General features: G+C 73.9%; 20 protein-coding genes and 1 tRNA gene. All 21 read left to right on the forward strand.

Annotation, left to right across the window (positions count from 1 at the left end; all coding sequences use genetic code 11):
- Nucleotides 1–175: 175 nt before the first annotated feature.
- The 21 genes from ACIQJT_RS16665 to ACIQJT_RS16765 all read left to right on the forward strand — a co-directional run bounded on the left by ACIQJT_RS16665 (nt 176) and on the right by ACIQJT_RS16765 (nt 21099).
- A tRNA-Leu gene (locus tag ACIQJT_RS16665) sits at nt 176–262 on the forward strand.
- Nucleotides 263–721: 459 nt separating this feature from the next.
- Nucleotides 722–883 carry a hypothetical protein gene (locus tag ACIQJT_RS16670; protein WP_159044519.1) on the forward strand — a complete coding sequence of 54 codons (162 nt, stop codon included), beginning with the start codon at nt 722–724 and terminating at the stop codon, nt 881–883.
- A 179-nt stretch (nt 884–1062) separates the two neighbouring features.
- Nucleotides 1063–2073: a LuxR C-terminal-related transcriptional regulator gene (locus ACIQJT_RS16675; RefSeq protein WP_365452988.1), complete on the forward strand. Its 1011-nt coding sequence runs from the start codon at nt 1063–1065 to the stop codon at nt 2071–2073.
- Between the two features lie 191 nt (nt 2074–2264).
- Nucleotides 2265–2534: an acyl carrier protein gene (locus tag ACIQJT_RS16680; RefSeq protein ID WP_053853370.1), complete on the forward strand. Its 270-nt coding sequence runs from the start codon at nt 2265–2267 to the stop codon at nt 2532–2534.
- Between the two features lie 34 nt (nt 2535–2568).
- Nucleotides 2569–3831 carry a beta-ketoacyl-[acyl-carrier-protein] synthase family protein gene (locus ACIQJT_RS16685; RefSeq protein WP_402644038.1) on the forward strand — a complete coding sequence of 421 codons (1263 nt, stop codon included), beginning with the start codon at nt 2569–2571 and terminating at the stop codon, nt 3829–3831.
- Nucleotides 3828–4991, forward strand: a complete 1164-nt coding sequence (locus ACIQJT_RS16690) for a beta-ketoacyl synthase N-terminal-like domain-containing protein (protein ID WP_365452994.1) — start codon at nt 3828–3830, stop codon at nt 4989–4991. Before ACIQJT_RS16685 ends, ACIQJT_RS16690 begins: the two co-directional genes overlap by 4 nt.
- Nucleotides 4984–6009 carry a beta-ketoacyl synthase N-terminal-like domain-containing protein gene (locus ACIQJT_RS16695; protein ID WP_402644040.1) on the forward strand — a complete coding sequence of 342 codons (1026 nt, stop codon included), beginning with the start codon at nt 4984–4986 and terminating at the stop codon, nt 6007–6009. Before ACIQJT_RS16690 ends, ACIQJT_RS16695 begins: the two co-directional genes overlap by 8 nt.
- A 47-nt stretch (nt 6010–6056) precedes the next feature.
- Nucleotides 6057–6851: an alpha/beta hydrolase gene (locus ACIQJT_RS16700; protein WP_365453000.1), complete on the forward strand. Its 795-nt coding sequence runs from the start codon at nt 6057–6059 to the stop codon at nt 6849–6851.
- Nucleotides 6852–6946: 95 nt separating this feature from the next.
- A complete protein-coding gene (locus ACIQJT_RS16705) occupies nt 6947–7924 on the forward strand; it encodes an acyl-CoA thioesterase (protein WP_402644043.1) in 978 nt (325 codons plus the stop codon).
- Nucleotides 7921–9216 carry a beta-ketoacyl-[acyl-carrier-protein] synthase family protein gene (locus tag ACIQJT_RS16710; protein ID WP_402644045.1) on the forward strand — a complete coding sequence of 432 codons (1296 nt, stop codon included), beginning with the start codon at nt 7921–7923 and terminating at the stop codon, nt 9214–9216. Before ACIQJT_RS16705 ends, ACIQJT_RS16710 begins: the two co-directional genes overlap by 4 nt.
- Complete coding sequence (locus tag ACIQJT_RS16715) at nt 9209–10279, forward strand: beta-ketoacyl synthase N-terminal-like domain-containing protein (RefSeq protein WP_402644047.1); 1071 nt, start codon at nt 9209–9211, stop codon at nt 10277–10279. The genes ACIQJT_RS16710 and ACIQJT_RS16715 overlap by 8 nt, the downstream gene beginning before the upstream one ends.
- Nucleotides 10263–11078, forward strand: a complete 816-nt coding sequence (locus tag ACIQJT_RS16720; RefSeq protein ID WP_365453012.1) for an SDR family oxidoreductase — start codon at nt 10263–10265, stop codon at nt 11076–11078. The genes ACIQJT_RS16715 and ACIQJT_RS16720 overlap by 17 nt, the downstream gene beginning before the upstream one ends.
- A 64-nt stretch (nt 11079–11142) precedes the next feature.
- Nucleotides 11143–12261 carry a beta-ketoacyl synthase N-terminal-like domain-containing protein gene (locus ACIQJT_RS16725; RefSeq protein ID WP_365453015.1) on the forward strand — a complete coding sequence of 373 codons (1119 nt, stop codon included), beginning with the start codon at nt 11143–11145 and terminating at the stop codon, nt 12259–12261.
- 238 nt (nt 12262–12499) lie between these two features.
- The gene (locus tag ACIQJT_RS16730) at nt 12500–12769 is read left to right on the forward strand and encodes an acyl carrier protein (RefSeq protein ID WP_365453018.1); all 270 of its coding nucleotides are present in this window, start codon (nt 12500–12502) and stop codon (nt 12767–12769) included.
- Nucleotides 12766–13203: a 3-hydroxyacyl-ACP dehydratase FabZ family protein gene (locus ACIQJT_RS16735; RefSeq protein WP_402644051.1), complete on the forward strand. Its 438-nt coding sequence runs from the start codon at nt 12766–12768 to the stop codon at nt 13201–13203. Before ACIQJT_RS16730 ends, ACIQJT_RS16735 begins: the two co-directional genes overlap by 4 nt.
- Complete coding sequence (locus ACIQJT_RS16740; RefSeq protein ID WP_402644054.1) at nt 13200–13709, forward strand: 3-hydroxyacyl-ACP dehydratase FabZ family protein; 510 nt, start codon at nt 13200–13202, stop codon at nt 13707–13709. The genes ACIQJT_RS16735 and ACIQJT_RS16740 overlap by 4 nt, the downstream gene beginning before the upstream one ends.
- Before the next feature lie 23 nt (nt 13710–13732).
- A complete protein-coding gene (gene fabG, locus ACIQJT_RS16745; protein WP_402644056.1) occupies nt 13733–14485 on the forward strand; it encodes a 3-oxoacyl-[acyl-carrier-protein] reductase in 753 nt (250 codons plus the stop codon).
- Nucleotides 14482–15294 (forward strand): 2-hydroxychromene-2-carboxylate isomerase, encoded by an 813-nt coding sequence (locus ACIQJT_RS16750; RefSeq protein ID WP_402644059.1) that lies wholly within the window; start codon nt 14482–14484, stop codon nt 15292–15294. The genes fabG and ACIQJT_RS16750 overlap by 4 nt, the downstream gene beginning before the upstream one ends.
- A gap of 224 nt (nt 15295–15518) precedes the next feature.
- Nucleotides 15519–19004 carry an AMP-binding protein gene (locus ACIQJT_RS16755; RefSeq protein ID WP_402644062.1) on the forward strand — a complete coding sequence of 1162 codons (3486 nt, stop codon included), beginning with the start codon at nt 15519–15521 and terminating at the stop codon, nt 19002–19004.
- Nucleotides 19001–20806, forward strand: a complete 1806-nt coding sequence (locus tag ACIQJT_RS16760; RefSeq protein ID WP_402644065.1) for an acyl-CoA dehydrogenase family protein — start codon at nt 19001–19003, stop codon at nt 20804–20806. Before ACIQJT_RS16755 ends, ACIQJT_RS16760 begins: the two co-directional genes overlap by 4 nt.
- Entirely contained in the window at nt 20803–21099 is a 297-nt protein-coding gene (locus ACIQJT_RS16765; RefSeq protein WP_365453039.1) for an acyl carrier protein, read from the forward strand. The genes ACIQJT_RS16760 and ACIQJT_RS16765 overlap by 4 nt, the downstream gene beginning before the upstream one ends.
- Nucleotides 21100–21176 lie beyond the last annotated feature (77 nt).

Genomic DNA, 21176 nt, shown 5'->3' on the forward strand with positions numbered 1-21176 from the left:
CGGCACTGGCCGGCACATGGCCGGCGGCACCCCGGACCGGTGGCCCGCCACCGAACCCGCTGGTGGGCGGCTGCCCCCGGACAACGGATGTGAACCCACCCTCTCCAGCGTGCTAATGTTCTGCATGTCGGAAGGCGCCGCACCGCAAGGCGAGGGGCCCGAGGACACACCCAATGCGCGGGTGGCGGAATAGGCAGACGCGCTGGATTCAGGTTCCAGTGCCCGAAAGGGCGTGGGGGTTCAACTCCCCCCTCGCGCACCACTGGAAGCCCCCCCAGGTCCTGGACCTGGGGGGCTTCTTGCTGTCCCGGTGAGGGCCCTCGGTGGTGGCGGGGCTCACGCTGTGAGGTCTCTCTCACTGGCCCTGCTGGGCTCGCTGTCGGCGGGTCCGCTGGCATCAAGCTGCACCCCCCGGGGCCGGGTCCCGGCTCGTGCCGGCGGGCGGCGTTGGCGGTGGGGGCCGTGCGCAGGGGGAGGTCCGGCGCGGGCGGCGGGCGTAGCGCCAGGTCAGTCGGCTCCGGACGGGAAGCGGGATTTCCGGGGCGGAAAACGGCGGAGCGGGTTCCGCTGTCAGCACCTTGCCAGCGCAGCTCCCTGCATTGCTTTTCTGTGGTGGTGCGTGGAGTTCCTCGGTGAAGATTCAGTTGTCGGCAGGACGGGGAAATCCGGCCGACGGAATCGCAAGAAATTCAATTCTTGATTTCCGAGGGGGAAATACTTCATGCGTGACAACCTGCTGCGTGCCGTCGTCGCCACCCTGGTTCTCTCGGTCACCGTCGTACTGGGCGGTGCGAGCGTCTCGGCGGCCGCTCCGCAGGACCCGATCTGGGGCTCGGTGACCCTGACGACGGACAGCCCGGACGAGGACCCCATCTGGGGATGAGCTGGTCCCCTCCGGGGGACGGAAGTCGGCCAACCGTGGCCGAAAGGGCCCGCTTCTTGGAAGCGGGCCCTTTGTTACTGTGCGGTCACCCTGTGAGTCGTCACATTTTCGTTGCCAATCATTTTCTGCATAAACATAATGATCGGCGGCACCTTGTGATCACTGGGGGAGGAGCACAGATGCTGGAGCCGCTCGGGCTGCCGTCCCATGTGTCCGAGATCTACCGTTCGCTGCTCAGACAGCCGGCCTCCGTGGAGGATCTCGTGTCCTCCCTCGGATGGCGGCCGGAGCGGGTGCGCTCCGCGCTGGACGAATGCGTGCGGCTCAATCTCGTAAAACCCTCGTGGGGCGCCCCGGAAAACCTCCGTGCGGTCAGTCCGGAGGTGGCCCTCCAGGCCCTGATGACGCGTCGGGAGAACGAACTCCTGGACCGCCGCAAGGAATTGGCCGAGGCGCGGACGGAAGTCGCGCGGTTCATCGACGACCACAAGGCGGCGCAGCAGGACCTGCGGGGCTCGGTCATCGAGCGGCTCAACGGGCTGGAGGAGATACGTTCCCGTATCGAGGAGCTCACGCAGAAGTGCGAGGCCGAGCTGCTGACGTTCGCGGCCGGCGGGCCCCAGACCGCGGAGAGCCGGCAGGCGAGCCGGCCGCTCTGCGAGGACCTCGCCGGACGCGGGGTGGCGATGCGCAGCGTGTACCTCGACAGCGTGCACAACGATCCGGCGACCGTGGAACACCTGCGGTGGCTGCACTCGCACGGGGACGAGGTGCGCACGACCGCGTCGCTGCCCTCGCGGATGCTGATCTTCGACCGGGCGCACGCGGTGCTGCCGACGGACCCCGACGACTCCGCGGCGGGGGCACTGGTGCTGCACGGGCGGGGCGTGCTGGTCGCGTTGGGCGACCTGTTCGAGCGGGTGTGGGAGAACGCCCTGCCCTTCACCCGGGGACGGCCGCAGCACCGCGAGCGCGGCGAGGGGGAGCTGACCTCGCAGGAGCAGGCGGTGCTGCGGCTGCTCGGGGAAGGACTCACGGACGAGGTCGTCGCACGGAAGCTGGGGGTGTCCGTGCGGACGGGGCGGCGGATCACGGCGGAGCTGATGAGCCGTCTGGGAGCGCGCAGCCGGTTCCAGGCGGGGCTGCGGGCGGCGCAGTTGGGGTGGCTGGCGGGCGCGGAGGAGGAGTGACCGGCGCCCGGGGGCGCCTCGTGGCGCTGCCGGGCGGGTGCGGGTCCGCCGGGGCTTGTCGCGCAGTTCGCCGCGCCCCCGAGAGGCGCGTGCAGGGACCGTATAGGGGCCGTATAGCGGGCGATCTCAGTCTTGGGGCGTCAGAGGGCGGGGCCACCGGGCTCCGGCAGTGACGTACTCAGGGAGTCGAGATGAGCAACGTGAGCCTGACGGACGGGCTGGACGCCGAGCGCAAGCAGGAGATCAAGGAGATCGTCTGCGACATCCTCGAGATCGACGAGGACGAGGTCACCGAGACCAGCCTCTTCAAGGAGGAGCACGACGCGGACTCGCTGCGGGCCATCGAGATCCTCGCCGCCCTGGAGCGGACGCAGCGCGTGACCATCGACCAGGCCGAGCTCAGCCGCATGGTCAACCTGGAGGGTGTGTACGCGGTGGTGGCCGAAGCCGCCCGGCGCTGACGTCCCCTTCCGACCGTCAGACGGGTGAGCTGCGATGAATGCTTCGATCAGCACGGACACACAGGCCTCCGGCCGCCGGGTCGTCATCACCGGACTCGGGGTGGTCACCAGCATCGGCATCGGAGTCGAGGCCTTCACCGCCGGACTCCGTGACGGGCGCAGCGGCGTCAAGCCGATCACCGCGTTCGACACGGCCGGCTTCGCCCACGCCAACGGCTGCGAGGTCACCGACTTCGAGCCGGAGCGCTGGATCGTGCGGCAGCACCCCGAGGAGCTGGGCCGGGCGAGCCAGTTCTCGGTGGCCGCCGCGCGCATGGCGGTCGAGGACGCGGGCCTGACCGAGGAGGACGTACGGGCGCGCCGCTCCCTGGTGTCCGTGGGCACCACGGACGGCGAGTCCCGCGACCTCGACCAGCTCGTCGCCACGAGCATGGACGGCGGTCCCGACGCGTACGACCCGACCGTCGCCCGGCGCATCCCCGCGGGACGGCTGTCCGCCGGGATCGTGCGCGAACTGGGCCTGACGGACGTGGAGGCCGTGACGATCCCGACCGCGTGCGCGGCGGGCAACTACGCGGTCGGCTACGGCTACGACGCCCTGCGCAGCGGCGACGTCGACATCGCCCTGTGCGGTGGCGCGGACGCGGCCTGCCGCAAGACGTTCACCGGGTTCTACCGGCTCGGCACCGTCGCCCCCGAGGTGTGCCGCCCCTTCGACAAGGACCGCGAGGGCATCCTCACCGGGGAGGGCGCCGGCATCCTGCTCATGGAGAGCCTGGAGTCGGCACTGGCCCGCGGGGCGCGGATCTACGCCGAGGTGCTCGGCTACGGGCTCGCCTGCGACGCCCTGCACCCGGTCGCCCCGGACCAGGGCAGCATCGCGCGGACCATCGAGATCGCCCACCGCAACGCGGGCGTGACGCCGGACCAGGTCGACTTCGTCTCCGCGCACGGCACCGGGACGAAGGCCAACGACATCACCGAGGCGGGCGCCATCCGCCAGGTCTTCGGCGCCGACGCCATGCCGCGCACCGTCTCCATCAAGTCGATGATCGGGCACAGCATGGGCGCGGCCAGCGCCGTCTCCGCGGCGGCCTGCGCACTGGCGATCACCGAGGGCTTCATCCCGCCGACGATCAACCACCGGGAGACCGACCCCGAGTGCGCGGTCGACTGCGTGCCCAACGAGGCCGTCGAGGCGGAGCTGACCGTCGTCCAGAACAACGCGCTGGCCTTCGGCGGCAACAACGCCGTCCTCATCCTCGGCGCGTACCGCGACCACCGGAGCGCGGCATGAGCTGGATCGTGACCGGGATGGGGGCCGTCGCCAGCATCGGCGGCAGTGTCGATGAGATCTTCGACTCGCTGGTCGCGGGGCGCAGCGGGCTCGGACCGCTGCGCGGCTACGACCGGGAGAAGTTCCGGGCGCGGGTGGCCTACGAGATCGACGACCGGCCGGCACCGGGCGTCGACGAGCCGCTGCGGGCGACCCGCTGGCTGGAACAGGCGGTCGCCGCGGCCGCCGCCGACGCCGGGCTCGGGGACGACCTGTCCTCGGTGCCGGTGCTGGTCGGCACGACCCTCAGGGAACTGCGCTCGGTCGAGCTGTCCTGGCGCGACGGGATCCCCTTCGACGCGGCCGACCTGCACTTCGGCACCATGCTCCGCCGGCGTTTCGGCGCAGCCGACACCCACACCGTCGCCAACGCCTGCTCGGCCTCGCTGTACGCGCTGGCGATGGGCGCCGACCTGCTGGAGGCGGGCGCGGCGGACACCGTGGTCGTGGCCGGCGTCGACACCATCACCGAGAGCACCTACGGACTGCTGGACCGCTGCTACCCCGAAGCACCCGACCGGGTCAGGCCGTTCGACCGGGCCCGGCGCGGGATGCTCCAGGGCGAGGGCGCGGTGGCCGTCGTCCTGCGCAGGGAGGCGGACGGACCGGGAACGGCGCCCCGGGTGCACGCCCGGGTGCGCGGGGTCGCGGTCAACTGCGACGCCTACCACCCCTCGGCGCCGGACGCCAAGAGCATCGCCGCCGCCGTGCAGGAGGCGCACCGGAGGGCCGGCGTACGGCCCGCCGACATCGACCTCGTCATGCTGCACGGCACCGGCACCCCGCTGAACGACGAGGCCGAGTCGACCGCGCTGGGCTCGGTCTTCGCGGGCCTGGACGTCTCCCCGTACATGACGGCCATCAAGTCGATGACCGGGCACACCGCCGGGGCCTCCGGGCTGCACAGCCTGGTCGCGGCGGTGGACGTGCTGCGCACCGGGACCGTCCCGCCGACCGTCTACCTCGACGACCCCGTGGAGGCCGTGGCCGGGTTCCGGCTGGTGCGCGGGGCGGCGGAGCGGCCGGACGGGCCGATGCGGCTCGCGCAGATCGACTCCTTCGGGTTCGGCGGGCTCAACGCGGTCGCCGTCGTCGAGAGCGTGGGGGTGGGTGATGAGTGACGTCGCCACGGCGGACGCCGTGATCACCGGGCTGGGCAGTGCGGTGCGCGGGCTCGACGGGCCCCTGCGGCTGCTCGGCGCGCTGCCCGACGGGCACCGTACGGCGGCCGACCCGGTCGGCCGGCTGACCGGGCGCGGGCTGCGGTACAAGGACCGGGCCACCAAGCTCGCCATGGTGGCGGCACAGGACGCGCTGCGGGCGGCCGGCCTGGTCGACGAGTCCGGCGGCCTGACGGTGCCGGGCGAGAGCGTCGGGGTCAGTGCCAGCACCAACTACGGCAACACCGACACCGTCTGCGAGACCGTGCGGACCATCGCCGAGTCCACCTACCTCGGCACCAGCCCGATGATGCTGCCCGCCACCTCCAGCAACGTGGTGGCCTCCTGGGTCGCCATCACGCACGGCCTGCGCGGCGCCAACGTGACCCTGTGCAACGGGCCCACCTCCGGGCTCGACGCCGTCAACTGGGCGCGTCTGCTCGTCGTCTCGGGGCGGGCCGAGCGGATGCTCGTGGTGGGAGTGGAGCCGGACAACCCGGCGGTGCGCCACGTCACGGGGGTCGCCGAGGGGCGTGCGGACGGGGTGCCCGACCTGTTCGACGGGGCGGTGGCCCTGGTCGTGGAGTCGGGGGCGTCGGCCGCGGCGCGGGGCGTACGGGCACTGGCCGTGCTCGGGCCGTACGCGCGTCGGGGACGGCACGCACAGGCGGTGGCCGAGGTACGCCGGCGCCGGCCCGGGCCCGTGGGGCTGTGGTGCGTGCCCGAGCATCCGGAAGGGGTGCGGGCGCCCGCGGCGGGGCTGGGGGCGGGGGTCGGCAGTGCGGTGCCCGTGCATGACCTGGCCGCTCTGTACGGGCCTTCTTCCGGGGCGCTGGGGGTTCTTCAGTGTGCCGCGGGGGTGGCGTGGCTGAGCGGGCGGCCGGACGAGATGGTGCTCGCCAGTGCGGGCACCGGGGACGCGGGGGGCGATGACGCGAGTGCGGCGCTGCTTCTCGCGGGGGCCGGGGGTGCGGTGTGACGGCCTCGGCTTCGCCTTCGGCCTTGGGGTTCCCACCCGCACCACCCGTGCTGCTTTCCTCGCCGTCGGCGGCTTCCCCGGTCCGGATGCGGCGGGCGGCGCCCGAAGGCGGTGATCCCGTCCGGGTTCTGCTGCTGCACGGGCTGGCCGGGAGCACCTCCCAGTGGGCGGCGTACGCGGAGCTCGCCGACGACGTGGCCGAGGTGTGGGACGCGGTGCTGCCCTGGGGTGCCGAAGGCGACCCGGGGTGGAGCGTCACCGACGAGCCCGGCGGCCATGTGGAGCGGGCTCTGGACGCCGTGCCCGGCGGGGTGGACGTGCTCGTCGTGCACTCCTTCACCGCGGGGCCCGCGCTCGAAGTGCTCGCCCGGCGAAGCGATGTCGGGGCCGCCGTGGTCGTCGCCCCCTTCCACCGGCGCTCCCCCGACGCCTTCACCTGGGACGACGCCCAGTACTACCTGAACGGGTTCCACCGGATCCTCGAAGAGGGGCTGCGGATCGGCGCGGGCGACCGCGTCCCGCCCGAGCTGCGTGCCGCGATGGCGCTCAGGGTGCGGGAGCGGATCGGACCGTACGGATGGCAGCAGTTCTTCGGCGCCTACCTGCGCAGCCCCGGACTCGACGTCGACGCGCTGCGGCTGCCCGTGCTCGTCGTGGCCGGCGCCGAGGACTTCGCCGCCCCGCCCGACGACGCCCGGGCACTGGCCGCCGCCCTGCCCGCCGGCCGGCTGCGGCTGTTCGAGGACTGCGGGCACTTCGCGATGGCGGAACGCCCGCGGGACTTCGCCGACGCCGTGCACGAGCTGCTGCACGAGGTCTTTCCCGAGCGGGTCACGGCCTGAGGGGCCTGAATGGCCTGAGGGACCTGAGCACCACAACTTCCCGCACCTGCACGAGCGTTCAGTTTCTCCTGCCCATCCCTACTCACGGAGTCGACGTGACCACCACGCACACCGCTGACATCGAGGCCGCGGTCCTCGCCCTGAAGGAGCCCAGCTCCCTGGAGATCCGGCCCCGTTACGAGGGCTCCAACATCTGCACCTGGATCGGTTTCAAGCACGTCAACTACCTCGTCGAGGAAGCCGTGCTGAACCATCTCCGCCAGGCCGGCCTCGCGCCCGGCACGGTCTACGAGGTGTACGGCCTGTGCACCGACATCGTCGACATCGACACCCGCATCCTGCACGCCTTCCACATCGACGACACGGCCGTCGCCGAGGTGAGGCCGCACCGCAAGGCCAAGGACGGCGAGCTGCTCTTCGCCGTCACCCTGCACGTGCGGCGCGAGACGCTGCTGAAGGCCGTCACCTCCACCGTGCGCGTCCAACTGCGCCTCGACCCGCGCGGCGGCGGCGAGCTGCCCGTGCCGGCCGCCCTCGCGCCGTTCGCGGTGGACCGGCTGGCCGCCGAGCCGGGCTGGACGCCCGAGCCGGTCGAGGCCGACCTCGCCGCCGACGACCTGGTCAAGGAACTGACGGCCGGGAAGAACGCGTACGCCTGGAAGTTCCGCATCCCCTACTGGTACTGCCACTTCACCGAGCGCCAGCAGATGTCCGGCTACCTGCGGCTGATGGAGGAGGCCAAGGACCGGCTCGTCGCCGACCGCGGGGTCTCCATCAAGACGCTCCTCGACGAGCAGAACTGGATCCCGGTCGTGCCGCACTCGCGGATCACCGTCCTCGACGAGGCCCGCATGGAGGAGGACCTGTACGTCGTCCTCACCGTCGAGAGCGTCTTCAAGGGGTTCACCTACGACTCCCGCATGGACACCTACGTGGTGCGGGACGGGCAGCTGGTGCAGACTGCCACCGGGCGGATCACCCACGGGTACGCCGTCATCGAGAACCGGCGCGACTGGTCGCTGGTCTCCTTCGACGACCGCATGAACGCGGCCCTGGAGGGCCGGACGGCATGAACGCCGAGGCCGAGGCCGTGGTCACCGGGATCGGCGCCGTCACCTGCCACGGTGCGGGCGCGGACGAGCTGTGGCGGGCCATGACGGCGGCCGGGACCCGTCTGCCGGACCGGCCGGCGGACCCGCTCGCCCTCATGGACCTGCCGCTGATCAACCTGGTGCCCGACCTCGGCCTGCCCGGCCCCCACGGGCCGGGTCCCGCCCTGACGTCCGAGCGGGCGACGCGGTTCGCCTCGCTCGCCGCCGCCGAGGCGCTGGCCGACGCGGGGCTGGACGGCGGCGCCCTGGACACGGTGCGCTGCGCCGTCGTGCTCGGCAGCTGCATGGGCGAGCCCGGGGTGAACGAACGGGGGCGCGGCGGGCAGCGGTGGGAGCCGCCGTTCCGGCTGGCGAGCGCCCTCGCCGGTGAACTGGGGCTGTTCGGTACGGCCGTCGACGTCGCCAACGCCTGCGCCGCCGGGGCGTACGCCCTCGGGGTCGCGCTGGACCTGGTGCGAAGCGGTCAGGCCGATGTCGTGATCGCGGGCGGTTCCGACGCCTACTCGCGGGTCGCCCTCGGGTGCTTCAACCGGCTCGGCGCGGTCGACCCCGAACGCTGCCGGCCCTTCGAGAGCGACCGGGCCGGGACGGTGTTCGCCGAGGGCGCGGGCGTGCTGGTCGTGGAATCGGCCGCGCACGCCCGGGCCCGCGGAGTGCTCGACACCGGTGACGGGCGGGTGCTGAGCCTGTCCGGGGTCGGCTGGAGCTGCGACGGCGACCATCCGACGGCACCCCGGGAGGACGGCGAGGAGATCGTGCGGGCGATGCGGCGGGCCCTGGGCGAACCGCCGTACGACGTGGGGTGCGTGGTGCCGCACGGCACCGGCACGCGGCTCAACGACGTGTTGGAGAGCCGGTTGCTGCGGCGGGTGCTGGACACCGCGCGGGTGCCTCTGTACAGCCTCAAAGGGCTGCTCGGGCACGCGGGCGGCGCGTCGGCGGCGCTCGGGGTGGTGGCCGGGGCGCTGATCCTGCGGCACCGGACGGTGCCCGGGAACGTGCCGCTCAAGGAGCAGGACCCGCAGTGCGAGGTGTGGCTGCCGTCGGGGGCTGTGCCGTTGCGTGCGGGGCGGGTGCTGGTGAACGCGTACGGGTTCGGGGGGAACAACGCGTCGGTGGTGCTGGGGGCTGTGGCCTCAGCTTCGCCGTCGGGTGCGGGTGGCCCCGGTGGGGCGGATTCGCCGTCGGCGGCTGACGGTTCGTCTGCCGGAGGGAATGCGGGCTCGTCGTCCTCGGGAGGCTTCGATGGGTGACGTCGCTGTTACCGGGGTCGGGGTTGTCTCGCCCTGGGGGGACGAGGCCGGGGCCGCCGCTGTGTACGGCGGGCTGCCTGCCGACGGGGCTTGGTTCGATCACCGGGCGAGGCTCGGGGCGCGCGGGTACAAGTACCTTCCCGCCGCCGCCCAGTACGTGCTCGCCGCCGCTCGGGCCGCCGTCGCCGACGGGGACTGGGGCGCGGGCGTGCCCGCCGACCGGCGCGGACTGCTGCTCGCCACCAACGCCGGGCTCGCCGGGGCGTACGACGCGATGGACGCCACCGTGGCGGAGCGCGGCGCCGACGGGATCTCCCCCGCCCTGGCGCCGTACTTCGCGGTCAACGTCCTCGGCAACCGGCTCGCCGCCGAACTCTCCCTGCACGGCTTCGCGCTGACCGTCGCCACCGCCCGTACGGCCGCGCTGGACGCCCTGTCCACCGGGGTCTCGGCGCTGGCCGCGGGCCGGTGCGGGGCGCTGCTGCTGGCCGCGGCGGAGGAACCGGTGCCGGCCGCGCGGGGCGGGGGCGGTGAGCAGGGCGCGGCGGTGCTCGCGCTGGAGCCGCTCACCGCGGCCCGCGCCCGCGGCACCGCCGTCCACGCCACCCTCCGGGCCCGCTCGGTGTTCCTGCCCCCCGGGGCGCTGGAGCGTCCGGAGGGCCGGGAGCGGGCGGCGCGGGTGCTGGAGCGGGTGCTGGAGGAGCTGGTCCCGGGGGCGCGGAGGCACGGGAGCGCGGACCCGGCAGCGGACGCCGACCGCGGGGCATCCGGGCCGCCGGCGGTGCGGGTCCACCTCGATCTCGACACCTCCCCGGTCTGCGAGGCCGTGGCCGGGGTGCTCGCCGGGACGCGTACGCGGGCGGCCGCCGGGCCGGACGAGCCGGCGTCGCGGCGGACCGGATGCCTGGGTCCCGCCCTCGCCCTCGCGCACGCCGTGACCGACCGGGACGGCGGGGAACGGCTCGTCGTCAGTGCGACCGGGGCGGGCCAGGTCGCCTTCGTCCGGGTCTCTCCCGTACAGGACCGTCACACACAGGAGTTGCAGCATGCTGAAGTCGCTTGAGGGGAGCTGGTGCCTGGTTCTGGGGGCGTCCAGCGGGATCGGACGGGCCATCGCGCTCGGGCTGGCCGACGAGGGCGTCCACGTCGCCGGCGTGCACTTCGACACCGCCGCGCGCCAGGACGAGGTCGCCGAACTGGTCGAGGACATCCGCGGCAAGGGCGTCGAGGCGCGGTTCTTCAACGCCAACGCCGCCTCCAGGGCGGCCCGGGCCGAGATCGTGCCCGAGCTCGCCGAACTGACCGGGGCCACCGGGGGGATCCGCGTCCTCGTCCACTCGCTGGCCTTCGGATCGCTGGTGCCGTTCCTGCCGCGGGAAGGGTGGGAGAAGCGGATCAGCGGGCGGCAGATCGAGATGACGCTCGACGTCATGGCGCACAGCCTCGTCCACTGGACGCAGGACCTGGTCGAGGCGAACCTCCTGCGCGGCGGTTCCAAGGTGTACGCCATGACCAGCGCCGGGACCTCCCAGCACCTGCCCAGCTACGGGGCGGTGTCGGCGGCCAAGAGCGCCCTGGAGTCCCATGTGCGGCAGCTCGCCTGCGAGTTGGCCACCAGCGGGATCGCCGTGAACGCGCTGCGGGCGGGGACCACCGTCACTCCCGCGCTGCGCCGGATCCCCGAGCACGCCGGGTACATCGAGCGGGCCGCCGAGAACAACCCGCACGGCCGGCTGACCCGGCCCGAGGACGTCGCGGACGCGGTCGCGCTGCTGTCCCGCACCGAGTCCTCGTGGCTGACCGGCAACACCATCGGCGTCGACGGGGCGGAGCTGCACGCCGCCGCGGGGGCGTGGGGCTGAGCCCCCGCCGTACGCCGCTCTTTCAACTTCCGCGCACTTTCTACGACTTCAGGAGCAGACAGCTATGAGTGTCAGTCTTGCCACCGGGGCGGACCCGGACACCCTGGTCGTCTCCGGCTGGTCCGTGGCGTCGCCGTACGGTCTCGGCGCCGAGGCCTTCGCCGAGGGCGTGCGGGGCCTGCGGGACGCGGTGCGTCCCGGCGACGAGGAGTCCGACCTCGGACCGTACGAACGGGCCGGGCGGATACCGGACTTCGATGTGCGCGCGGTCCTCGGACGCAAGGGGACCCGGGCGATGGACCGGGCCACCGGGCTCGCCGTGGCCACCGCCGGGATGCTGCTGGAGCAGGCCGGGGCGGGGCTCGCCGAGGAGGTGCCCGAGGCCGTGGGCATGGTGCTGGGCACCGGGCACGGCAGCGTGCAGTCGATCATGGACTTCACGCGGGACTCGCTGACCGGGGAGAAGCCCTTCCACGTCGACCCCGCGCTGTTCCCGAACACCGTGATGAACCGCGCCGCCGGGCAGAGCGCCATCTGGCACACCCTGCGCGGGCCCAACACCACCGTGTCCGGCGGGGCGTTGACCGGGCTGCTCGCGCTCAGCTACGCGGCGCGGCTGCTGCGGCGCCGGCACTGCGAGGCGGTGCTGTGCGGGGCGGTCGAGGAGTTCTCCCGGGAGCGGGCCTGGCTGGAGTACCGGGCGCGCAGCGGAGGGCCGCAGCGGCAGCCGGTCGGGCCGCTCGGGGAGGGGTGCGCGCTGTTCCTGCTGGAGTCGGCCGGGCGGGCCCGTGCCTACGGGCGCACCGAACTGGCCTCGCTGCTCGGGTCCCGGTTCATCGCGTTCCCCGATCCCGAGGGTGCCGACGAGGCCGTGGGCCGGGCCGTGCGGGAGGCGCTGAAGGAGGCCGACGTACGGGCCGAGGACGTGGGGCTGCTGGTCCCGTCCGACGGGGGCGGGGTCCTCGGGGCCCGGGAGGACGCCGCGCTCGCCGGGATCTTCGGGGAGCACCGGCCGCCCCGGCTGCGGTTGCGGCGGCTGGTCGGGGATCTGGGGGCGGCGTCCGCGTCGCTCCAGATCGCCGGGGCGGTTGCCGTGGGCGGTTCCGGTGAGGTGGCGCTGGTCACCTCGGTGGACGCGGACGGGCAGGCCGGGGCGGTTGTGCTGCGGGTGGGGGCGCCGTGACGCCGGCCCCGGCCTCGGCTTCGCCTTAGGTCCTCGTGTTCCCACCCGCACCACCCGTGCACCTTTCGTCGTCGGGTGCGGGTGGCCCCGGTGGGGCGGGTTCGCCGTCGGCGGGTGCGGGTCTGTCGTCGGCCCGTGTGGGTTTTCTCTTTGTCGTCCGGCGCCTCGGTTGTCGGCTGCGTCGGCTTTTGTTCTGTTCGTCTGCGTTTCGCCTGATCAGGAAGGACGTGTGTACGTCATGACCGACACCACCATCGCCGGCTCCGTGCTCGACAAGGAGCAACTGCGGGATCTGGTCGCCGATGTCCTCGACCTGGACGTCGCCGAGGTCACCGACGAGGCCCACTTCGTCGACGACCTCGACGTGGACTCGTTGATGGCGCTCGAGATCACCGTGCGGCTGGAGAAGGAGTACGGGGTCAAGCTCCAGGAGACCGAGCTCGCCGCCATCACCTCGCTGCGCGGGACCTACGAGCTGCTCGACCGCAAGCTGCGGGACGCGCGGTGAGCGCCGCGACGCCGCTCGGCGACCTCGAGCTGATCCGCAGCGGGCCCGCCGGGGCCGTCACCGCCTTCGACGCTCCCGTGGACGGGCCCGTCGTGGACGGCCACTACCCCGGATTCCCCGTACTGCCAGGCGTCTTCCTCATCGAGGCCGCCGACCGCACGGTCCGCCAGTGGGCGCACGGCAACGTGCCGGCCCGCGACGGGGCCGACGGCGGCGAGGTCGATCTCGTCGCGATGGACCGCTGCCGGTTCCACCGGCCGGTGTTCCCGGGCGACCGGGTGCTGGCCGACGTGACCGTCACCGACAACGCGGCCGGCCTGCTGTTCAAGGCCGCCGTCGCCACCAACCGCGGCAAGGTCGCCGACATCCGGCTCCGCTACCGCGTCCGGGACGGCCACGACCAGGAGGCACCGGCAGCCGAGGGCGCCGCGTGACCGGGGACGAGTACGGCGTCGGCCGTATCAAGAACACCATCCCGCACCGCGGGGAACTGCTGCTCGTGGACCGGGTCCGGCGGGTCGTGCCCGGGCAGAGCCTCACCGCCCTCAAGGCCGTCTCCGGCAACGAGCCCTGCTACGCCCCGCTGGGCCAGGACGCCGCCCCGGCCGACTACGCCTACCCGTCCTCCCTGGTCGTGGAGTCCTGGGCGCAGTCCGCGGTGTTGCTGTCCGTGTGGGAGGCGCCCAACCCGGACGTGCTGGCCGGGAAGGTCGAACTGGCCGGTTCCATCAACGAGGTGACCTTCGGGGCGCGCGCCTACCCCGGCGACGTCCTGGAGCACCGGGTGCGGATGGTCAAGGCCGTGGACGAGACGGCGATCCTCGCCGGGGAGACATACGTCGGCAGCCGCGAGGTGCTGCGGATCGGGGCGTTCGTCGTGGCGCTGCGGGACGTCACCGAGCTGGCGCCGGCGCCCGGGCGTGCGCTGCTGACCGTATGAGACAGCCAGAGGGAGACGACGGAATGTCCGTACAGACAGAGGACCGGCGCGTCGCGCTCGTCACCGGCGGCTCGCGCGGTATCGGCCGCGCGGTCGTCCAGCGGCTCGCCCGCGACGGCCACGACATCGGGTTCTGCTACCGCTCCGACGAACAGTCCGCCGCCGTCGTGGAGAAGGAGGTGCGGGAGCTGGGGCGGCGGGTGTTCGCGTGCCGCGTGGACGTGGCCGACGCCGCCCAGGTCCGGGAGTTCGTGCAGCGGGCCGAGGACACCCTGGGGCCGGCGACGGCCGCGGTCACCTCGGCCGGGATCACCCGGGACAGCCCGCTGGTGCTGATGCCGGACGAGGACTGGGACGCGGTCGTGCGCACCAACCTCGACGGCACCTACCACCTGTGCCGCGCGGTGGCCTTCCCGATGGTCAAGCGGGGCGGCGGAGCCGTCGTCACGCTCTCCTCGGTGGCCGGGGTGGCGGGCAACGCGGGCCAGACCAACTACTCGGCGTCCAAGGCGGGGATCATCGGCTTCACCCGTTCCTTCGCCAAGGAGGCCGGTCGGCACGGCATCCGCGCCAACGCGGTGGCCCCCGGGTTCATCGACACCGACATGACCTCCGTGCTGCCGCCGAAGAAGGCCAAGGAGATGCAGGGCCGGATCCCGCTCAAGCGGTTCGGGTCGCCGCGGGACGTCGCCTCGCTGGTGTCCTTCCTGGTCTCCGAGGAGGCGTCGTACATCACGGGCCAGGTCTTCCAGGTGGACGGCGGCATCTCGCTGTGAGCGCCGCCGCCCGCCGCACCCGCAGGCCCCCGCGGTTCTACTTCTCGCTGCGCAGCCCCTACTCGTGGCTGGCGTACCGGGACCTGCTGGAGCACCATCCGCGGACGGCGGCCGCCCTGGAGTGGGTGCCGTTCTTCGAGCCCGACGAACTGAGCGAGAAGATGCTCGCCGAGGCCGGCGGGGCCTTCCCCTACACGCCGATGTCGGCGGAGAAGCACCGCTACATCCTCCAGGACGTACGGCGGCTGGCGGCCGGTCGCGGGCTCTCCTTCACCTGGCCGGTGGACCGTGACCCGGTGTGGGAGGTGCCCCACCTCGGCTATCTGGCCGCGGCGCGGCACGGCCGGGGCCCCGAGTACATCGCCCTGGCCGCCCGGGCCCGCTGGGAGCTGGGGCAGGACGTCTGCGACCGGCGCACGATCGCCGGCTTCGGCGCGGCGCTCGGACTGGACGGGGAGGAGCTGGCGTGCGCCTCGGACGATCCGGGGCTGCGTGCCGAGGGGGTCCGGGTGCTGCTGGACATCCAGCGCGACGGTGTCTTCGGCGTCCCCTTCTTCGTCGACCACTACGACAAGTACTGGGGCGTCGACCGGCTCCCCGCCTTCGTCGCCGCGCTCACGGCGAGGGACCCCCGGCTCGCGAGCGACTCCCGGCCCGCGCCGGACCTTCCGCCCGAGCCGGACCTTCCACCCGCGAAGACCCTTCCGCCCGAGCCGGACCTTCCGCTCGTGTCGGGCCCGAGTGAGCCCGCCCCCCTCGACGGCGCCGAGGTCCGCGTCGACGACGGGCACGCGGGCGGATGCGGCTGAGCCACCCCCGCCACGCCCCCTGGCTCACCGCGTCATCCCCCACGGCCGCCGTACGTCACCCCTCCCCCCCGTGGTGCGTACGGCGGCCTTCGGCGTGCGCGGCGAGTTCGCGTACCGCACCAAAGGCCACATATAGGTGCCGCATAGTGCGCCCCGGTTGGCTGAAGTCCAGACCGCTGCTGTGCGAGCGCGGCCCGACGGGCCGCAGAGGGTGAGTAGTTGGGGTGACCGACTTCGAGAGCTTCGTCGGCGCGCTGCGCCGCAGGGCCGAGCACCGGCCCGCGCACAGCGCCGTCCGCTTCCGTACCGGACCGGAGGTGGAGGAGCTGGCGTACGGGGAGCTGGACCACCGGGTCCGGGCCGCCGCCCAGTGGCTCGCGGGCCGAGTGGCGCCCGGGGAGCGGGTGCTGGTGTCCTGCGGGCCCGGCACCGGTTTCCTGCGCGCCTTCCTGGCCTGCCTCTACGCCGGCGCGGTGCCCGTGCCGGTGCCGCTGCCCGGCGGCTTCGGGCGGCAGGAGTCCCGGACCACCGCGATCGCCGCCGATACCGGGGCCCGTCTGGTGCTGACCGACGGCCCGGGCCTGACCGCGGTGCGCCGGTGGCTGGAGGCCGAGCGGGCGGACCTGCCCGGCCTCACGGCGGTGGAGGTGGCGGAGGCCGAGCGGACCGGGGACGCCGACGCCTGGCGTGAACCGCCCGTGACACCGGGCACTTTGTGCTTCCTCCAGTACACCTCCGGCTCCACCAGCGACCCGAAGGGCGTGATGGTGCCGCACGGGGCGCTCGTCCACAACCTGGGGATGATGCGCGACCGGCACGGCTGGCACGGCGGCATGACCTGGTGCAGCTGGCTGCCCGCCCACCACGACATGGGGCTCATCGCGATGATGCTCGCCCCGCTGTACCTGGGCGGCACGGCGGTGCTGATGTCGCCCACCGAGTTCCTCAAGCGCCCGGTGTCCTGGCTGCGGCTCATCGACGAGTACGGCGCCGAGGTCAGCTGCGCCCCCAACTTCGCCTACGACCTGTGCGCGCGCCGCCTGACCGAGGAGCAGACCGCGGGCCTCGACCTGTCCCGCTGGCGCTACGCCTGCAACGGCGCCGAACCGGTCGACGCGGCCACCCTCGCCCGGTTCGCCGAGCGCTTCGCCGACGCGGGCTTCGCGGCGCGCGCCCTCCTGCCCGGCTACGGCCTCGCCGAGGCCACCCTCTACGTCTCCGGCACCCTCGCCGGCGAACCGCCCACGGTGCTGTCCGCCGACGCGGGCGCCCTGGCCCGGGACGAGGTCGTGGCGGCCCAGGAGGGCGCCGTACGCCAGGAGCTGGCCGGCAGCGGTGTGGTGGCCGGGCTCGACGTGCGGATCGTGGACCCGGCGGGCCGCGGCGAACTGCCCGAGGGGCGGGTCGGGGAGATCTGGATCCGCGGCGACAGCGTCGCGCTCGGGTACTGGAACCGGCCCGAGGAGACCGAGCGGACCTTCGGCGCGCTCCTGTCCGACGGGACCGGGCCCTTCCTGCGCACCGGCGACCTGGGGGCGTTCCGGGACGGACAGCTCTACGTCACCGGCCGCCTCAAGGAAATGATCATCGTGCACGGCCGGAACCTGTATCCGCACGACATCGAGCGGGAACTGCGCGACCTGGACCCCGCCTTCGCCGACCGGCCGACCGCGGTCTTCGCCTCCCGGCCCGGGGGCGCGGGGGCCGAGGAGATCGTCGCGGTCCAGGAGGTGCGCGGACGCGGCCGTACGGCCGACGAGCTGGCCGCCCTCGCGCGCACCGCCCGCGCCCGTCTCGCCCAGCGCCTCGGCGTGCGGGTCGGCGGCGTGGTCCTGGTCAAGCCGGGCCGCGTGCAGCGCACGACCAGCGGGAAGATCCGGCGGGCCCGGATGCGGGAGCTGTTCGAGAGCGGTGAACCGGCCGCGCTGCACGAGGAGTTGTCGCCGGGGCTCACCCGGGCCTTCCGGGCCGGCTGGGATCCGCACGGCTACGCCCGGGAACTGGAGGAACGGCTCGGCGACCCCCGTGACGAGCGGCGGGTGTTCTCCTACCGCCGGGTCGCGGAGTGGGACCGGGCCGAGGAGTTCCCGGCCGAGGTGTGCCGGGAGCTGGACGCGCTCGGGGTGCCCCGCCGCTTCGTGCCGGCCGAGCACGGGGGCGAACTGCGCACCGGCGAGGAGCTGCTCCAGCTCATCCGCACACTGTCCCGGCGCGACTTCACCTCCGCCCTCGCGCACGCCAAGACGTACCTGGGCGCGATCTCGGTGTGGGTGGCGGGCCGCGAGGAGCAGGCCCGGGCGCTGGCCGAGCGGGTGAACCAGGGGGCGGTCGTCTCCCTCGCGCTCACCGAGCACGCCCACGGCAGCGACCTGCTGGCGGGCGAGCTGCGGGCCGAGCGCACGGCGGACGGCTGGCGGCTCGACGGCCGCAAGTGGCTCATCAACAACGCCACCCGCGCCGACCTGGTGTGCGTCCTGGCCCGCACCAGGCCGGAGGGCGGCACCCGCGGCTTCAGCCTCTTCCTGGTCGACAAGTCCACGCTCGCCGAGGGCAGTTGGCATCCGCTGCCGCACGTGCCCACCCACGGTGTGCGCGGCGCCGACATCAGCGGCATCGCCTTCGACGGCGCCCTGACACCGGATGACGCGCTGATCGGCGGCGAGGGCGAGGGCCTGGAGATCATCCTCAAGGGCTTCCAGATCACCCGGACGCTCTGCTCGGCGATGTCCCTGGGCATGACGGACCACGCCCTGCGCATCGCCGTGGACTTCGCTCGCTCCCACCGCCTGTACCGGCGTCCGCTCGCCGAACTCCCGCACGCCGCCCGCACCCTGGCCGAGTCCTGTGCCGACCTGCTGGCCATGGAGGCGGCTGCCCTGGTGGCGACCCGCTCCGCGCACACCCTGACCGGGGAGCAGAGCGTGGTGTCGGCGGTGGCCAAGTACCTGGTGCCCACGCTGGGCGACGAGGTGTTCGGGGCGCTGCGCTCGCTGCTGGGCGCCCGCGCGATGCTGACCCGGGACTTCGCCGACGGGGCGTTCCAGAAGCTGGAGCGGGACCACCGGATCGTCGGGATCTTCGACGGCAGCACGGCCGTCAACCTCAACTCCCTCATCAACCAGTTCCCGGTGCTGTGCCGGGGCTGGCGCGGACGGCTCGCCGACCGCGACGCGGTGGCGGCGGCCGCCGGGCTGGACGGGCCCGCGCCCGCCCTGGACCACGCGCGGCTGAGCCTGTACGCGCGGTCCGGGTCCAGCGTCGTGCAGTCGCTGCCGGAGGCCGTCGAGCGCGTCGCGCGGACCGCGCCGGCCCGGGTCGCCGAGCGCGCCCGGACCCTGCTCGCCCTCGCGGAGGAACTGCACACCGAGATGGCCGCACTGCGGCACAGCGCACGGGCCGTACCGGAGTCCGCCTTCGTCGCCGCCCGCCGCTACGCCCTGGTGTACGCGGGGGCCGCGAGCCTGCACCTGTGGCTGGAGAACACCGGCACGCCGCGGGCCCGGAGCCCGCTGTGGACGGACGCGGCCTGGCTGGACGCGGTCCTGGCCCGCCTCCTGCACCGGCTCACCGGTGCGCCCGACCTGGACGACACCGACGGGCCCGCCCTGGACGCCCTGCTCCCGGCCCTGGACGTCCAGGCCGAACAGGGCCTGCTGTTCTCGCTGTTCCCGTGCCGCCTGGCCAAGACCCCGAAGGAGGAAGCGGCATGACGGACCTGCTGACACCGGACACGGCCGGACCCGGGACCGGTGCGGTCACCGACCCCGCACTGGAACGCATCGCCGCCCTGGAGACCCTTCTCGGCGACCCCGACGACCCCGCCAACCCGCTGGGCCAGAGCGCCGTGCTCGCCGCCGACGAGCGGGGCGAGCTGCTCGCGGCCGGGGAGGAGGCGCTCGCCTCGTTCGGGCTGGGCGCCGAGTTCGTGCCGGTGGAGTTCGGCGGGCGGTTCGCACGGGCCGACCGGTTCGCCCTGCTCATGCGGAGTCTGTTCCGCAGGGACGCCTCCCTCGCGATCGGGCACGGCGTGACCAGCTTCATCGCCGGACTGCCCGTGTGGGCGGACGGCTCCGACGAGCAGCGGCGCCGGGTGGCGGACCTGCTGTGCGGCGGCGGCCGGGTCGTCGCCGCCTACACCGAGCTCGACCACGGCAGCGACTTCGCCCGGATCGCGCTCACCGCCCGGCCCGCGCCCGGCGGCGGCTACCTCCTCGACGGCGGTAAGCAGCTCGTCAACAACATCGGCCGGGCCGAGGCCGCGGTCCTGTTCGCCCGGACCGACGACCGCCCCGGCAGCCGCGGCCACTCCCATCTCCTGGTCGGCCTCGACTCGCCGGCCGTCGACCGCTCGGCCCGCTACCCCACCTCCGGGGTGCGCGGCTGCCTGCTGGGCGGCGCCGACTTCACCGCGGCCCACGCCCCCGCCGACGCCCTGCTCGGCGAGGAGGGCGGCGCCATGGAGACCGTACTGAAGGTCTTCCAGGTCACCCGCTGCGTGCTGCCCGGGATGGTCGTCGGCGTCGGCGACCGGCAACTGCGCACCGTGCTCTCCTTCGCCGCGGAGCGGCGGCTGTACGGCGGCCCCGTCAGTGCCCTGCCGCTCGCCCGGGCCACCCTCACCGGCGCCTTCGTCGACCTGCTGGTCTGCGACGCGCTCGCCATGGTCGCCGCGCGCACCCTGCACCTGGCGCCCGAGGAGGCGAGCGTGCGGTCGGCGGCGGTGAAGTACCTGGTGCCGAAGCTGCTCCAGGACAGCTCCTACCGGCTCGGGGTGCTGCTCGGCGCCCGCAGCTACGTCCGCGAGGGGCCGTACGCCGGGTTCCAGAAGACGGCCCGGGACCTGCCCGTCGTCGCGCTCGCCCACGCGAGCGGGGCGGTGTGCCTGTCGAACATCGTGCCGCAGCTGCCCCGGCTCGCCGACCGCGCCTGGCGCCCGGCGGTGAACGGCCCCCGGCAGCCGTACGACGCCTCGCTGTTCCGGCTCCACGACCCGCTGCCCGCCCTGGACCTCGGCCGTCTGGAGCTGACCGCGCGCGGTGCGGACTCACTGGCCGCGCTGCTGCCCGGGTTCGCCGAGGACCTCGCCCGCCGGGGCCCCGCCCACGCCGGACTCGCCGCGCTCGCCGCCGAGTTCGCCGGTCACCTCGCCGACCTCGCGGACCGTGCCACGGCCCTGTCCCCGCAGGACCGCACCCCGCTGGCCGGCCGCCGTGCCTTCCTGCTCGCCGAGCGGTACGTCCTCCTCCTCGCGGCCGCCGCCTGCCTGGGCGTGTGGCGCGCGGCCGCCGAGGACCCGGACGGCGACCCGTTCCTCGCCGACCCGCGCTGGGCCGGCGCCGCACTGCACCGGCTCGCCGAACGGCTCGGCCCGCACCGCGCCCCGCTGCCCGAGGCCGCCGTGGACGTGCTCTTCACGGAGCTGTCCGCACGGCACGATGCCGCCCGCACCTTCGACCTGTTCCGCACCCGGCTCGCCACGGACGGCGGGCCCGCCAAGGGAGTTGACTCATGACCGAAACCGCCTCCGCCCCCACCGCCCCCGTCGCGCCGCAGGCCATCCGGGCCTGGCTCGTCGACCGGGTCGCCTACTACCTGGAGCGCAACCCCGCCGACGTCGACGAGGGCACCCAGCTCGCCGAGATGGGCCTCGACTCGGTGTACGCGCTCACCCTGTGCGGCGACGTGGAGGACCACTTCGGACTGGTGGTGGAGCCCACGCTGGCCTGGGACCACCCGACGATCGACGCGATCACCGCGCACCTGGCAGCGGAACTGCGGCAGTCGCAGGGGGAGATGCCGCGCTAGGTCGCCGTTCGGCCGCGGCCTCGTCGCGGCCGGCCGCGCCCACGCGGCGGAGCCGCATATGTCACCGCCCCGCGCCC

The organism is Streptomyces sp. NPDC091972 (assembly GCF_044756385.1).
Classification (GTDB): domain Bacteria; phylum Actinomycetota; class Actinomycetes; order Streptomycetales; family Streptomycetaceae; genus Streptomyces.